General features: G+C 36.0%; 13 protein-coding genes. 6 read left to right on the top strand and 7 right to left on the bottom strand.

The window, feature by feature from the left end; genetic code table 11:
- The first annotated feature begins 8 nt into the window (after nucleotides 1-8).
- The 3 genes from FW774_RS10765 (at nucleotide 9) to FW774_RS10755 (ending at nucleotide 3,846) form a co-directional block, all read left to right on the top strand.
- Entirely contained in the window at nucleotides 9-290 is a 282-nt protein-coding gene (locus FW774_RS10765) for a helix-turn-helix domain-containing protein (protein WP_149348182.1), read from the top strand.
- A gap of 39 nt (nucleotides 291-329) precedes the next feature.
- On the top strand, nucleotides 330-2,504 hold the full coding sequence (locus FW774_RS10760) for a VapE domain-containing protein (RefSeq protein WP_149348181.1): 2,175 nt from the start codon (nucleotides 330-332) through the stop codon (nucleotides 2,502-2,504).
- 322 nt (nucleotides 2,505-2,826) lie between these two features.
- Entirely contained in the window at nucleotides 2,827-3,846 is a 1,020-nt protein-coding gene (locus FW774_RS10755) for a YhcG family protein (RefSeq protein ID WP_149348180.1), read from the top strand.
- Nucleotides 3,847-3,880: 34 nt separating this feature from the next.
- Here FW774_RS10755 and FW774_RS10750 read toward each other — a convergent pair whose 3' ends face one another.
- Complete coding sequence (locus FW774_RS10750) at nucleotides 3,881-4,789, bottom strand: IS1595 family transposase (RefSeq protein ID WP_149348179.1); 909 nt, start codon at nucleotides 4,787-4,789, stop codon at nucleotides 3,881-3,883.
- Nucleotides 4,790-4,873: 84 nt separating this feature from the next.
- On the opposite strand from FW774_RS10750, the gene FW774_RS10745 reads away from it, so the two are divergent.
- From FW774_RS10745 to FW774_RS10735, 3 genes are all read left to right on the top strand, one after another.
- Nucleotides 4,874-6,748 carry an McrB family protein gene (locus FW774_RS10745; RefSeq protein WP_149348178.1) on the top strand — a complete coding sequence of 625 codons (1,875 nt, stop codon included), beginning with the start codon at nucleotides 4,874-4,876 and terminating at the stop codon, nucleotides 6,746-6,748.
- Nucleotides 6,741-8,012 carry a 5-methylcytosine restriction system specificity protein McrC gene (locus FW774_RS10740; protein ID WP_149348177.1) on the top strand — a complete coding sequence of 424 codons (1,272 nt, stop codon included), beginning with the start codon at nucleotides 6,741-6,743 and terminating at the stop codon, nucleotides 8,010-8,012. Before FW774_RS10745 ends, FW774_RS10740 begins: the two co-directional genes overlap by 8 nt.
- Before the next feature lie 1,156 nt (nucleotides 8,013-9,168).
- Nucleotides 9,169-9,591: a DUF6943 family protein gene (locus tag FW774_RS10735; RefSeq protein ID WP_149348176.1), complete on the top strand. Its 423-nt coding sequence runs from the start codon at nucleotides 9,169-9,171 to the stop codon at nucleotides 9,589-9,591.
- A gap of 183 nt (nucleotides 9,592-9,774) precedes the next feature.
- Here the strand turns inward: FW774_RS10735 and FW774_RS10730 are convergent, their stop codons facing one another.
- The 6 genes from FW774_RS10730 to FW774_RS10705 form a co-directional block, all read right to left on the bottom strand.
- Nucleotides 9,775-10,047 carry a hypothetical protein gene (locus FW774_RS10730; RefSeq protein ID WP_149348175.1) on the bottom strand — a complete coding sequence of 91 codons (273 nt, stop codon included), beginning with the start codon at nucleotides 10,045-10,047 and terminating at the stop codon, nucleotides 9,775-9,777.
- Nucleotides 10,028-10,300 (bottom strand): DUF5426 family protein, encoded by a 273-nt coding sequence (locus FW774_RS10725; protein WP_149348174.1) that lies wholly within the window; start codon nucleotides 10,298-10,300, stop codon nucleotides 10,028-10,030. Before FW774_RS10725 ends, FW774_RS10730 begins: the two co-directional genes overlap by 20 nt.
- A gap of 12 nt (nucleotides 10,301-10,312) precedes the next feature.
- Nucleotides 10,313-10,765, bottom strand: coding sequence for a DUF5675 family protein (locus FW774_RS10720; RefSeq protein ID WP_149348173.1), 453 nt, complete (start codon nucleotides 10,763-10,765; stop codon nucleotides 10,313-10,315).
- 67 nt (nucleotides 10,766-10,832) lie between these two features.
- Nucleotides 10,833-11,636 carry a hypothetical protein gene (locus tag FW774_RS10715; protein ID WP_149348172.1) on the bottom strand — a complete coding sequence of 268 codons (804 nt, stop codon included), beginning with the start codon at nucleotides 11,634-11,636 and terminating at the stop codon, nucleotides 10,833-10,835.
- Nucleotides 11,637-12,015: 379 nt separating this feature from the next.
- Complete coding sequence (locus FW774_RS10710; protein ID WP_149348171.1) at nucleotides 12,016-13,296, bottom strand: tetratricopeptide repeat protein; 1,281 nt, start codon at nucleotides 13,294-13,296, stop codon at nucleotides 12,016-12,018.
- A 27-nt stretch (nucleotides 13,297-13,323) separates the two neighbouring features.
- Nucleotides 13,324-15,603, bottom strand: a complete 2,280-nt coding sequence (locus FW774_RS10705; RefSeq protein WP_149348170.1) for a hypothetical protein — start codon at nucleotides 15,601-15,603, stop codon at nucleotides 13,324-13,326.
- Between the last annotated feature and the right edge of the window lie 47 nt (nucleotides 15,604-15,650).

The raw sequence follows: 15,650 nt of genomic DNA, 5'->3' as shown, positions 1-15,650 counted from the left end.
ATTTGAAAATGGAAGCAATTATTTTATCAAAAGACCAGTACACAGAATTGGTAGCAAGGTTAGACGAAATCACAACACGTCTTAACGCAAAGAACGAACCCAAAAAGGACACGTTTTTAGACAATCAGGAGTTTTTACAACTGATGAAAATTAGTAAACGAACTGCCCAGACGTGGCGTGATGAGGGACGTATTTCATTCTCACAAGTCGGGAATAAAATTTATTACAAGCTGTCAGATGTAGAGAGATTATTGAATGAACATTACAACAAGGCTTTTTCAAAGAAATAAGTCTAAAATCTAATGTCTAATATCTAACATCTGAAATTTATGGTAGTAAGTATATTTAAAAACTTCAATGAAGTGGTAGAAAATGCCAAAATAGTTGAAGTATTGAACGACATCAAAACAGGTAAGTATATCAATGTGATAACTTATTTAAGAAAATCGCTGGCAGAAAGCAAAATGGAAGCATACGAAAGGGCAAAGAAATCTTTGCCTGCTTTCACGCCTTCGGCTTCCTTTAAAGGTGGTAGAAAGTTGGAATATCTTACAGCATACACACAAATTGTTGTATTGGATATTGATAAATTGACAAAGGAACAACTGAATACAGCAAAGCAATTATCAAAAGAAACGCCTTACACTTTTGCTTCGTTCGTCAGTCCATCGGGAAACGGTTTAAAAATCTTCGTTCGTGTAAATTCAGCACAGGAAAACCACAAAGAAGCGTTTTTGGCACTTCAAAAATTCTATGAAGAATTTTTATCGTTACCCATTGACAAATCGGGCAAAGACGTTACACGCCTTTGCTTTGTGTCTTACGACACCGATTTGTATTTGAATGAAAATGCAACGGTATATCCTGTAATTTCTACGGAAGATTTAACGCCTTACATTGAGCAATCAGAAGAAGTAATACAGGAACACACAACCATTGCAAGCAATGGTTTTGCTACCGAAAATTTTAGTAATGATTATTTGGCAACATACGAACATTGCGTAAGATTTACCGAGAAAAAGGAAAGCTATGTAAACGGCAACAGAAACAACTTTGTGCATTTGTTGGCTTGCAATCTCAACCGTAAAGGCGTGCCATTGCCTACGGCAATGGGTTATATACTTTCTGATTACAATTACGATGCAAAGGAAGTCGCAACAACCGTAAACAGTGCCTACAGCAATACCCACGAACACAACAAAAGCACCTTATCCATTTCGCCAAATGGCAAAATTTCCGAGCAATCCAAAAGCATAAAATCATCTGAAGATGATGAAAACGAGGAAGAAGAAAAACCAAGTTTCATAGACCGATTAGAGAACTTTTTGAACTACCGTTATAGCTTTCGCTATAACGTAGTTTCGGGAAAGTTGGAATACAAGGCTACCAAAGCTACGCTTTGGAAACCTGTAACGGATTTCGTTGAAAACTCAATCCTGCGTGAGATTATGAAAGCAAAAGTAAAATGCAACATCAATACCTTACGCAATTTGTTACGTTCCGATTTCTGCGAACAGTTCGACCCGTTCAAAGCCTATTTTGATAACCTGCCGAACAATGAAGATGAAACCGACTACATTACAGAGCTTGCCAATACCATTACCACCACAAAGCAGGATTTATGGATAGAATGTTTTAAAAAATGGTTTGTGGCAATGGTGGCTTGTGTAACCAATGATAAAGCAATCAATCAGACCGTAATTGTATTTAGCGGAAAACAAGGCGTAGGAAAAACAACGTGGATAGAAAAGCTAATCCCAAAGCCCTTAAAAGATTATATGTTTTCGGGAACTATCAACCCCAACAATAAAGATACTTTAATTCATTTAGCGGAATGTATGCTCATCAATTTGGACGAACTCGAAAACCTGAACCGTACCGAAATCGGAACACTTAAAGAACTGATTACCAAAACCCATATCCGAATGCGAAAAGCCTACGGACATAATAATGAAACTCTGCCACGCAGGGCATCGTTTGCAGGCAGTGTAAACACTGCCCAATTCCTAAATGATACAACAGGTTCACGTAGGTTTTTATGTTTTGAAGTGGAACACATCGAGTACACCCATAACATTGACATCAACAACGCTTATGCACAGGCAAGGCAATTATATAAAGACGATTTCCGTTATTGGTTCAATCAGGAAGAAATAAAAGAAATCAACCTAAACAACGAGCAATACCAAATCAGAAGCCCTGAAGAAGAATTGCTTTTAACTTGGTTTGAGATTGCCGACAGAGATACCGCAAACAATTTTCTGAACACCACACAGATAGCCACAAAATTAGCAGAGAGAGCCAAATTAAATATTACAGACGGTACAGTTATGAAATTGGGCAAAGCATTGAAGAAACACGGCTATTTGAGATTATCCAAAAAGAACGGTTATGTGTATGCCGTAAAAGAATTGACTTGGGAAGAAGTGGACAACCAAAACAGGGAAAAAGAACCACCACCCGAACCGCCCAAACCACCGGAGCAAACAGGCTTACCGTTCTAAAAATTCAAAAGGTGCAAAATGCACCTTTTTTCATTCGTTGGAGGGGATAAGTAAGATAACCTTTTTTGAACAAAAACATTTTTCATTTTTTATCTTCGATAAAAAACAAGCCAAAACAAAACTATTGAGTGCAAACAGAAACCTACGGTTTCCTGTTTTGCGTTCAATAATCCCGATAAATCAGTTTTTATATTTCTGTGAAACACAAAAAATTGTTTTTCAGTAAGTTTAGTTATCCTACTTATCCTATTAATTGGGTGTAAAACGAAGTAAGCATTTCTTAAATTTGTATATTTGCTCTTTTAATACCATTTCTAAAATAATGCTTGTAAACCAATCCATTATAACAGATATAAAAGCCATTATAGCCCAATCGAAAGACAAGGCTATACGTGCCGTTGACCATCAGCGAACACTGATGTATTGGCATATTGGCAAACGTATTTTTGAAGAAGAACAAGAGGGAAAAGAACGGGCAGATTACGGAACGTTTCTTATCAAATATCTTTCAGAACAATTGCAACCCGAGTTCGGAAGTGGTTTTTCTACAAGACAAATAAACCTTTACAGGCAGTTTTATCGCACATTTGAGAATGTGCATACACTGTATGCACAATTGAGTTGGAGCCAATACAAGTTACTTTTAAGTGTTGATAGTCAAGATAAAAGAGCGTTTTATATTGCCGAAACCGTAAAAAATAATTGGACGGTAAGGCAGTTGGAAAGACAGATTTACAGCAGTTTGTATGAACGTCTTTTGTTAAGCAATGATAAAGAAAGCGTTTTGGCAGTCGCCAAAAACGAAAAACAACCGTCTGATGCCAAAGAAATTATCAAAGACCCAATGTATTTAGAGTTTTTGGGGCTAAAACGTGAAGCATCATACTACGAAAAAGACTTGGAAAGTGCCATTATCACACACTTACAGGAGTTCTTATTGGAGTTGGGTAACGGATTTTCTTTTGTAGCAAGACAGAAAAGAATACACATTGAGGGCGATGAGTTTTTTGTGGACTTGGTATTTTACAACCGTATTTTGCAATGCTTTGTCATTATAGAAATCAAAACCACTAAACTCACACACCAGGACATCGGACAGTTACAAATGTATGTGAACTATTACGACAGAGTAGAAAAACTGCCACACGAAAACCCGACAATTGGTATTTTGCTTTGTGCCAACAAGAATGATGGAGTAGTAAAATTCACACTACCCGAAAATCAAAAACAAATTATTGCAAGCCAATACGAATTATATCTACCAACCGAACAGCAATTGTTGGAAGAAGTAAACAAGGAGTTGGAAAGTTTTGAGGGGAAAAAGGAAGAAACTAACGGATAAGCATTTAAATGTAATCCAATTTGAATATCCGTAATTACTCATATCCAGTTATATTTGCAATAACTAGCCTATCGAAGAGTTTATCTTCAAAGTATCTTCTATTGAGTTTATAGACGAACTCATTGAGATAAAGCTGCAGATATTTCCTTTTGATCTTGTGGTAGTTTCCCAATAAATTCCTCTTAGCGTTGCTGATGGTAATATGAACCCACTTTAAGCTCTCCTTTGTGGTTTGCTTGTCAGACTTTTCGGTAATATGTAACTCAACAAAATCAGCAATATCTACGTATGAAGTACTCTGGTCGGTAAAGACAATACTTTGGTTATCTATGTTTTTCTGAACAGTTTCATTGATTTCTTCCTTGGTATGAGTATTGAGTACTTTTGCCTTGAAATATCTGCAGTGTGATGATTTCTTTCCAGTTTCAACATCCTCCAGCGGAGTAGATTCTGCCATGATGGCGACATTTTGTTTGCCTACAGCTCCACGCCCTCTAACGCCTTTTTGCTGCTCAATCTCAGCTGATTCGATCGTGAAATATCCTTCGTCAAACTCTATCATGCCCTCAAGGGTATAGCGCTCCTCACGCTTGCCCATCGCTTTTCTAAGCTTATGAACCATCGCCCAAACTGGTTCGTAGCGTTTCAGGCCCAACTGGGTTTGTATTTCCTTGCTCGAAAAACCCTTTTTGGTAGCACTTAAAAGAAACATGGTTTTATACCATACCAGAAACGAAAGATTAGAGTTTTGCATGATTGTACCGCTTCTTAAAGAAGTTCGGTGCTTGCAATTCTTACACTCGTAGCTCCAAATGCTTTTATGCCAATAATGTTCCTTTGAGCCACATTGGCAAACCACACCAATTTTATCACGTTGTTCCTTGAAGTGAGTGCGGCAAGCTTCTTCACTATCAAAATGAGCTGTAAAACTGAATAAATTCATCCCTTTTTTTAATAAATTTAAAAAAATTTATACATTATTGCAAATTACGGATATTCAAAATCCAATAATAAAAACAACAAATAAATGAACTATTGGCATATGCAACTTCATCCTAATGACTTGAATTGGTCAAAGGAGAAAGAAGTTTTAGAAAAATATAACTTAATCGGATTAGGAGATTGGGAAGAACAAATATCGCAACAAGATGATTTTGAAAACAAAATGAAAGTTGGCGATATTGTAGCAATTAAAAGAGGAAGTCAATTTATAGCACTTACTAAAGTAATCGGAGAATATGAATACACCGATGAAGTCGGAGATTTGGATTGGTTTCAAAGAAGAAGAAAAGTTGAAATTTTAGATTGGTATAAAAAAGATTATAATTTTTACGTTTCCCCAAGAGGCACACTAACAAGATGCAACACAAACAATAGTGATGCTCAATCAAATATTTCCATAACTAATTGGTACAAAACATCAATGATGAATTATCTACAAAATAAAACAATAGACCTACTCAAATACAAAAATCAAATTATTCTACAAGGTCCTCCCGGAACAGGAAAAACAAGGCAAGCAAAACTGATTGCAGAGGAGTTAATAAAGCCTAAAAAAGTTGGAAATCCTGAAAGTATCATAGATAATTTGCTTGAAAAGTTTAACCCAAATGAAGAAACTCTAAAAGCTTATAGGGAAAATAACGAAAGGCTTCTTGCTAAGTTTCAGGAACTATTTCCTAAAGGAACGCTAAGTCAAATAACTTTAGAAAAGTACTGTACAGGTAAAGGGGATAGAGATAATTTTTGCTGGTGGATTGAAAGAGGATTACAACCCTTAGGCTATTACTTTCCTGGTAGTTCTCGTTCTTATCTAATTTTCTGGAAAAAGGATATTGAAGAATATAGCAAACACGGTTTTGTAAAAGATGTTCAAGACGATGAAGAAGCAATGCAAAAAGTTGCTGATGTAATTTCTGAAGTTGTAAATGAACAAAAAATAGATAACGCAGTCAATTATTTTGGAGACAGTTTTTTGTTGAAACTTTTAAATACCTATTATCCTAACGAATATTTCCCTATCAACAGCGAAAGAATGATTGACAATGCTTTGAAAATATTCAAAGTTAATTATCAGGGATTAAACGCATTTGAGAAAAATAAAAAACTCAACCAAATCTATCTTGAAAAGAAAGCAAAATTTCTAAATCAAATCACAGCTTACGAATTTGGGAGATTGCTTTGGGATAATTTTAATTTGAAAACAGGAGAAGATATTAATCATTCAGATGAATTAATTGCCCAAGGTGAATTTCAGATTATCCAGTTTCATCCTGCATATTCTTATGAAGATTTTGTTCGTGGCATCATTGCAGAAACAACTGAAAACGGAAATGTCACATACAAAGTTGAAAACAAGATTTTAGCCGAATTTGCACAGAAATCCAAAGACAATCCTAATGGAAATTATGTGTTAATCATTGACGAAATAAACAGAGCTAATCTACCATCGGTTTTGGGAGAACTCATTTACGCATTAGAATACAGAAATGAACCTGTAACATCAATGTATGAGTTTGAAAATGAAAGAAATATTATTCTTCCTAAAAATCTGTTTATCATTGGAACAATGAATACGGCAGACCGTTCGGTTGGACATATCGACTACGCAATAAGAAGAAGATTTGCATTTGTGGATATTCTTCCTGATGAAAGTGTGATTGCAAATGAGAAAGCGAAACAATTATTTAATGATGTAAAAATCTTGTTTTCTGATGAGTTTTTATCTCCTGATTTCAAACCTAAAGACGTGATGATAGGACATAGTTATTTTTTAACTAATGATGATAATGAGCTTAAAACAAAATTGGAATTTGAGATAAAACCTATTTTAAGAGAGTATTTAAAAGACGGAATTTTCTTTGAAATTGCATCTGAAAAAATAGAAGCTCTAAATGTCTAAATTATTATTAAACAAGTCTTTTTCAGAACATTCAATTGAGGATATATCTTCAATTGAAAATCTGGTTGCATCTTCTGTCTTATTCAAGAAGAAAGATGGCATAAAGTGTGTTGAAATTATTCAAAACGAAACCGCAAAACATCTGCATTGTAATTATTACATTGGAGTAGATTGGCTTTTGAAAAATGAACTTGCTGTTTATGTTTCTCCCAAACTAAATGACCAAACACAACAAACCGATTATTTAAGGATGCTTTATTCTTGTTTAAAGCATTCAGATGTTGCAAACTTCACTGGAGATTTATACGAGATTAAATTTGATGAACCACATATTGAAATTGAACAAAAACAAGATTTATTAACACCGTTATTGGTTATTCAATTCCTGCAAATACTCAAATCAATTGTTAGAAAAGGACTTAAAAAATCGTATTACAGAGTTGAGCGAAATTTAACATCCAAAATAAAAGGGAAAGTAGTTATGTCCCAAACACTGAAACAAAATATCATAAAAAACAAACCGACCAAAACGTTTTGTGAATATGAAGAATTTGGCTTCAACTGCATTGAAAACAGAATTTTGAAACGTACATTAACTTTTGTACAAAAATACCTTTGCTTATTTCCTGAATATTCAAAGTTCACAACCCCAATTATTAACTTTTGCTATCCTGCATTTCAAGAAGTTGATGAGAATATTAACTTAAACAGCATAAAAAAAATATCTCACAATTCGTTTTACAAAGAATATAAAGAAGCTATACATATAGCCCTCCTAATTCTAAAAAGATTTGGTTACAATTTGAAAGAAGTCGAAGCTCAAAAAACTAAAACAGTCAAAGTTCCTCCTTTTTGGGTTGATATGCCAAAATTGTTTGAATTGTATGTTTTAGGATTGCTTAAAGATAAATATTACAATCAGGTTCAGTTTCAAATCAAAGGCACTTATGGACAACCTGATTTTATTCTTGTCAATGAAAACGAAAAGATTATCATTGACACAAAATACAAAAGAAAATATCAACAAGAAAAATACGAAGCGGATGACATCAGACAATTAAGTGGCTATGCAAGAGATAAAAAAGTTCTATCTCGATTAGGGTATAAAACACCAGAGGAACAGAATAATATTGTTGATTGTCTAATCATTTATCCAGACCAAAATGCTTGTTATAATCTTCCTACTAATCTAAAAGAAAACACTATAAAAGGATTTACAAAATTCTATAAAATAGCAATTAAATTACCTACCATAAATAATTGAAAATAAGTGACGTTTTTGCAAATAAACGGTTCCTCATTATTACCTCCCACCCAGCCAACGCAAAAAAAATACGGCTTTAGCTAGACCCTAACCGCACAAAGCCAACGCTTCGTCTGTCTTCTATGGCATTGCCACCGTTTGCAACTGTCATACTTTTTGCGTTGTTTTTTTGCCTATGCTCCACAGCACATTGCAATCCTCGTTCCTGCGGTTGCAAAGAGCTGTCCCTATGCGAAAAAAACAAAGCAAAAAGACACTTCACTCCAACCACCACCACCGTTCCGTTTATGCCAGTATGCAAATCGGTGGAAGCTATGTTTACATAATGTGGCATTATAGGTTCGCTTCGCACAGCCTTTTCCCTCGCTTATGCGAGCATCCAACCGCACAGGCTGTCCTATAATAACATTATGTAAAATATCCAATGCCATAGTCTTCACCCCGAAAAAATATCCCAACCGCACAATGCCAATGCTGATATTTTTCGGGTTTCAGAAGCCGTATTTTTTTTCCCAACCGCACCCACCCATTGAGCCACAGCACCCCACCACCCATTTTAGCGGTGCAGTAAAAAAATAAAGTATTGATTGGTTGTTTTGCCGATGTGCTGAATAAAGTGTTTAGTCATTTCACTTCATTACATTTCGGTAGGCGAAAGCCAAATCTACCTACATTTATTCCGTTCCATTCCTTGCACACATTATTTCAGCACCGCACAGCAAGCGTATTTCGTACCTCATACCCTTGCTTTTTCCCAACGCTTCAAATTATGGTATGCTTTATTTTTTACTGCGGAGTGTTTGCCCCATTGCCAACGCTCAAAGGCGATTTTTCAAAGGAATAAAAGGAAGTCAATAGACATTTTCCAAAAGAAAAAAGAATAAAAAGGAAAGCAAAGGTAGGCAGTTCCGCACAAGTCCACCGCACCAAAAAAAATCCAAAAGACTACGGCATAATGGCAAGGCAAATAAGGTGCTTCGCAGAGTTAATTTTTTTGCCTTGCCACCCTTCGGGACTTATTCCGTTTCCTTTTGGATTTTTGCCCCACTGCCTGATGAATGGCTTTCTTTTTTTTCTGTTTTTTTCTTTGTAAAAAAGTTTTGGTTTTCAGCCACAGCAACGAAAGGAACGGAGCTAACCTCAAAAGTTGTGCGATATGAAAGCCGTTAAAATCATCACTTACAACCCGAAAAATCAAAAATCGGATTTTGAATTTTATGCCTTATCCAAAGGCTTAAACAGTGGCAAGCCGTTAGACAGCCCTTGCCCGAATTGCTTTGCAATTTCCTGCCGTAATGCGGAAGAATTGGACGTTTACCGTAGCTTATTATTCGGCTTATGGAAAACAAAAGCATTTCATCAGTTCCTAATCGGTTCGGTTATCCCTTACATTCGGATAGGCGATTTTAAAAACTTCGTTTTTGAACAGGCAAGCCATTTGAAAGGCAAAGAAAAAGTATTTAAAAATGATATTCGCAGGGTTAAGACATTGGAGCAACGAGAACGGCACATACACGAACAGTTGCTTTTAATTTCCGAACTCAAACGCATTTATATTGCAAGGCATTTAAAGCGGTAGCCCTATGGGCTACACTCTTTTGCCTTTACAGTTCCCACCGCTTGCCCGATACTTGCACCATTAACCACACATAAAGGCAATATAAAAGCACCTTTTTATAAAAAGAGTGAAAACAGGTGCAACAAAAAATCCCGCCCATTTGGGCAGGATTTCAAACATTCTACAAAACTGAAAAACGTGTTTTTACTCTTTTTTAGGTTCGTTAAAACTTTCGCTCTGTTTTGTTTCTTCGTCATTGTCATCACGCATTGCGGTTTGAGAAATGGCAGTTGCCACAGTTCCGCCCAATATCAGATAACCGCCGACCGTTACAATGGTGGCAGGTAACGCAATGGGTGCGGTTAAAATTGCACCGCCTACGGCTGTCAATGTAATTCCTATATTCCGAATGATTTTAAACCATTTCGGAGTGGGAGCAGTTACACGCTCGACCAAATTAAGACTGTCCTTTTTCATTGTTGAATTGTTTTAAAATGATTTTTTCTAAATTGTTTACTCGGTGTTCCAGATAATCGACTTTGTTATTAAGCAAATCGTAACTGTTTTTGAACTCTGTTTTTATCAGTAATGCCATTGTTTTTACTTCCGTTAAATCCTTTTCCATTCTTTTGAAATCGGAATGAAGCTGTTTGATGAAGTAGGCGACAATCGCCAAAAGCATACTAATCAAAGAGCCAAACACTACATTTAATGTGATTGCATTTTCCATTTTGTTGGCTTTTTAAAATTGAAAATCGTTTTCGATGATGATACCTTTTTCATTGCCTTGTGCCAACTGTAACAGCTTCGGGTAAATCATTTGGTAAGCATCTTTACTGCGTAGGACTTGAAAATCCCCATTGACCATTTCAAAGCCGAAACCACACAACGGGCAACCTGCGGTTTGTCTGTATGTGTTGCCGATATGGATATACACAAAACTGAAATTCGGCAGACCGTTTATTTCAATCATACCTTTGTGGAGCTTCGGGAATTTCTGCCGATACTCGGCATTCATTCCGCCCCAAGTGTTCAGCCTTAAAGTGTAGTTTCCTGTCGGGATTGCGGTTTGCTTTGGGATTTTTATACTTCTGATTTTATCTTCCAATAAATAGCATTGGAAAACATCATCAATATAAAGGTGGCTCAATGTGCTTTGCTTGCCTTCGGCTACTCTTAAAATTTTTGTTCTCATTGCAGATTGATTTTAAAGGTTAGAAAGAAAAGCCCCTCGCAATGCTTGGGGCTTTCGTTGTGTGTGCTTAAAAAGCATCTTCAATCCGTAAACAGTTACCAGAATTGAAAGCGTAATAGTTTCCGTTGACCTCTTGGAAAAACTCAATGCCTATGCACTGAATAACCGTTACATTCGTTCCCAATGTCGGAGCAGTCGGAAACGTAGCCGTTAGGGTACTTCCTGCAAATGCCGTATTCAAAGGGATATAAGGCGAATATTCAATCACGCTCAATTCGTTGTTTACAATGTCGTCAGGTTCATACGTTCCTGTTGTGGCATTGTACACGAAGTCGGCAACAACCGCCAATGCGTTAATCAATCTGAAATGCGTTGCTCCAGACGGTGCAGAGATTAAGTCCGCAGGATTGAACGGAGCAACCGTAAAATCTGCACTATCCCTGCCTGCGGTATGGGTAACATCATACGGAGCATTGAACACACCGCTTAAAGAAAGTTTTTTGTCAAACTCAAAGCCTAACAAATAGTTTCTTTGGGTTGAAATCTCAACCTTTCTGTAACCCCTTGCTTCCGTTCCGTCCTCTAAATTGATTTTTTTCATTACAGACGTTAAACGTCCTGTAACTTGACTGTCTGCCATTTTTGACATCAATGCAGATAGGGCAGTTCTTACCGACTTACCAGCTCTTGCACAACCGCCAAATTCGTTCATATTCTCACGAGTACGTTCAAATTCGGGGGCGGTCTTTACCTGTTCTGCGGTTGGACCGCCAACCATTCCGGCGAAAAATCCTTGTTGACCTTTTATTTTGAAGTGCCGAACATCACCTATCGTTCCGACATACTTCATAAGTCCTTTTTGTCTTGCCATTTTTTTAAATTTTATGAGTTAATAAATACGTTGCGTACGCATTTACAAAGTTCTATTTAACTCATTTTATGGGCAATACACAGCGTGGTATAAGGCAATGCAATACGGTGCTATCGCACCGAAAATGGAAAAATCGTTAGTTCATTACTGCAATCGGAAAGTTATAACAGGGGAAAATTTGAAGTTGTAGCCCAACAAAAAAGCAAGAACTTTTTATATAAAAATCCTTGCTTTGAAATCCTTGAAAAATATATTTCCAAAGGTTGTACTTATGTTGTACCTACTGTTTGAAATAGTAAGTTTTTATATTGAAAATCAATGTGTTATAATAAGGCTTTTGTTAATACCTTGTTAGCGGTTCGTTGTTTTTCGGTCATAGTCAGTTGTTTATTTTGTACATTTCCTTTACAAGTTCCAAAAGTTTTAATGTTTCAATAAAGTCGCCTTTGAACCGCTTGTCAAATGGATTGATTGTGTCAAAGTGCCAAACATCAAAAATCGCAGGGAATTTTTTTGTAACAAAAATGTAATCGGTAATGATGTTTGTGATAAAATTTGTGTTGTCATAGGCAATCGCCAAAAGCAAATACGGTTTTATGATGTCTGCATATTCTTCGCACCACGTTTCATTTTTTAGAAAATAACTGTGTGCTTGTTCTGCCAAATCAAATTCTTCATTCCACAAATACACAGAAGCTACAATGTGATAACCCGCTAATCTATGGCTTTCATCTTCATCATAAGGCAAAATTTGTTCGCCCATTTTTGCAAACGATAAGGCAATTTCTTTTTTATCGTTTTGTCCTTGTTGTAAATAAAGATAAGCCAATTTCAAAAACGCTTCTTCATTGCCAATAAGCATACTTTTTATGAATGACTGTTCGGCTTCTTCGGGATTTTTTAGCGTTTGGAATTCAATGCTTCCAATAAAATCAAGCAATACGGGTGGTAATTGAATGCGGTTTTCTTCTGCAATTTTTATGGCTCTTTGGAAATACGAATATGCTTTGTTCGGCATATCTAAATACATAAAATAAGTTGCTCCAATTAAGAAATCAGCTAAAAACTCTTTACTTTCAAGCGGTTTTAAAATATCAAATAGTTTTTGGTGGTCATTGCCAAAATACTTTAGTGCTTCTTCAATATTTTCGTTGATTAAGTCAGCCAATAGTTCGTGTGGAACCGAAAAACGTTGTGCTTTCACTTCAAAATTTTCATCGGGTTTGTCTTCGCCTTTCGGGAAAGAATACAATTTCTCGTAAGTAATTTCGCAATACAAATTCGCTTTATATTCTTTCGCTTCTTGCACAAAGTTGTAATCTATTTTTCGGCAATCATTCACTAATCTTTGTAAGTAACCAAAGATTGCATTTCGCCAATCGGTTGTAAGGTCGGTAGGTTTGCTTTGGTTATTAAGTAAGTCAAGGTAATACTTTGTGGTTTCTGATTTTAATTTTGTTGAAGTCCAATTTAGGGTCATTGTGTAACCAAAATCAACTTCTTTTATTTCATAAAAAATCTGTCCGCTTTTGTTGGTGTAGTTCATTATGCCCAACGTGTTGTGTAGAAAGCCAAACAAGTTGCTCCGGTGTTCTTCTTTGGCGTTCAGAATATTCAATACCGTTCCATTGTTCACATTACTGTAAACTTTCCAATTCACATCGTTGTATGTAAACACTCCCATAAATTATTCGCTAAAACTTTTAAGGAAATCCAATACTTCTTGTAATCCATCTTTTTCCAATCCTTCTTGTACTCTGATAAAATGAACATTCGGGATATGTTTTTTGATTATTTTTTCTCGTTGCACATCTTCATCTGTTCTTAATTTGTGGGCTATTTCGTCATATTCTACAATCAAGTTCTCATTTATAAACCAAAAATCGGGACGATATTTTAACTGCCAACTTATACTTTCATCGTGAATAAATCGCCCTTTTAATCCTGCGTTTTCAAGCATTCTTAAAAACTTGATTTCTTTTCGGCTTTCGTCTAAAATTTCCTTTTGCTCAATTTTTCTTTTGATGTGGTCAATCTTGTTCCACAAAGAATTGTCTTGTTCCCACTTTTTGTAAGCTGTAACAACTTCGTTATGTAGCCAAATTTTTTCACTCATCCACATCATTTGCTGACGAACAAATTCTTTGTCAAAAAGATAAAGTCGTTTTCTGATTAGCGTTTCCGCTCTTATGCCTTGTGAAACTTGAAACTCATACAAAAAATTCTTTCCGTTTTTTGATGTTGTCCATTTGTTGATTGGACTGCTTCTGTCAAACGCTTTAAATTGTCTGAGTGTTGCGTATTCTTCTCCTTGTTCTTCATCAAAAAGTTGACGAACAATTTTAATAACTTTGCGATTGATAATACTGCCCCAAAATCCCTCTTTAATTTTTACTCTCGGAATAAAAAGAATTTCGGTTGGAATGTTGTTTTGCTTTGCAAGTTCAAATAGTCGTTCTCTGATTGGCTCAACTGCTTCAATAAACTCCATTTCGTAATACGTTACATCGCAATCGTCATTAAATACAATGTATTCACTTGGGTTTTGTGAAATGTGCTTATACATTCCCTCGTAATACGGTGCCATTCGCTTGGCGTATTCTTCGCCATTGTGCTGTGCTGTTAGGGCAAGTTCTACGTTTACAAATTCACGATACGCTATGATATATTGCTCTGTAATTTCTTTTTCGGCTTTTGGTGCAGGAATATTGATTTCTGCAACTTTAGTTTCAACAACTTGCGGTCTCCTTTCTTGTTTCTTTAAGCTATCCAATTTTCTTTTTACACCAATCTTGGGATTTATCTGAATTGCTTTTTCCCAATTTTCAATCGTTTTTGGAATGTCCGCATTTGCCTCGTAATACTCGCCAATCATTCGATAGATTTTATCTTTCCCGAATGAGTAAGAAGCGTCTTTGTCTGTGAGTGCCTTGTTTAGTAGTTCCAAATACTTCGGGTCTTTCAGTTTTGTTTCGTCTGGCTTTTCAGCATAAACCCAAAGTCTGTCATAGACAGAACCCTTTGTCAAAATATGATTTTCATATTCTTCTGCATTTGTTTGATTTCCTTCAAAATCAATTTCAAAAACAAATCCTCTGTGGTCTTTTAGTCTTATACGCTTGTTTTCCGTGTCAATGATTGCATTATTGAATGAAGCGGGGCGTTCAAACTTTCTAATGATTTGCTTATTCGGAATATCAACGATGAAAATTTTATCTCCGTCATTGGTGTCAGAATTGTGTGTTTCAAATAATGCGATTTGTGAATTGTCGCTGATAGCACAATTTCCCAAATTTGCAGTTGTCTTTTTAGAAAAAAGTTCTTCGCCAGTTGTGCTGAAAACAAAAAACTTTCCTGTCAATGCTCCGGAATTTAGCCAATCGCAAACAATTACAGTTCCGTCATTGTTTACAAAACAGTCGTTGGGTCGTTGAAGTTTCTTTTTGAATAACAGCTTATTGTCTTTAACTAAAGCAATGTCGCCATTTTTCCATTTGTTGTTATCGTAATAGCCGTCAGCATACGAAACGCAGTACTGTCTATTGAGTGAGTATTTTTTTGTGCCGTAAAATCCTGTAATATCCTCAATGTCTATTTCTCGTTTTCCGCTTCCAAGAGTTCCGTCTTTTAGTTTTTTGAGCAAAACTTCTTCGTTTAGTTCAATCGTCATTTCTGTTGTGTTATTTCCAACACTTTTGCTTGTTATATTTACCAACTTGTCTGATGACTGTGAACTGTTAGAGTGTTGAGTTGTTTTTGTTTTAAGTATTTGTGGTTGTATCTGCGTGTCGGAATTAGCGTCTGTCGTTTTCTTTGATAGGGCTTTTGTTACAGGTGGTAATAGTAAAAGTCCTAAACCAAGCGTGAATAATGCTTGCCAAAATTCTCCGCTTGCAAAACCGCCTATTGATGCTAAGCAAAATGTTAGCCCGAAAAACCACCTAATAAATGTCCAAATTACTTTCATTCTTTTTTGTCGTGTTGTTTGGCTTGTTGTTTAAACGGTCGCTTTAC

It is taken from the genome of Pedobacter sp. BS3 (genome assembly GCF_008274585.1).
GTDB lineage: Bacteria > Bacteroidota > Bacteroidia > Sphingobacteriales > Sphingobacteriaceae > Hufsiella_A.
The sequence above is the reverse complement of the archived record's forward strand: the minus strand, read 5'-3'. Positions and strand labels throughout refer to the sequence as shown.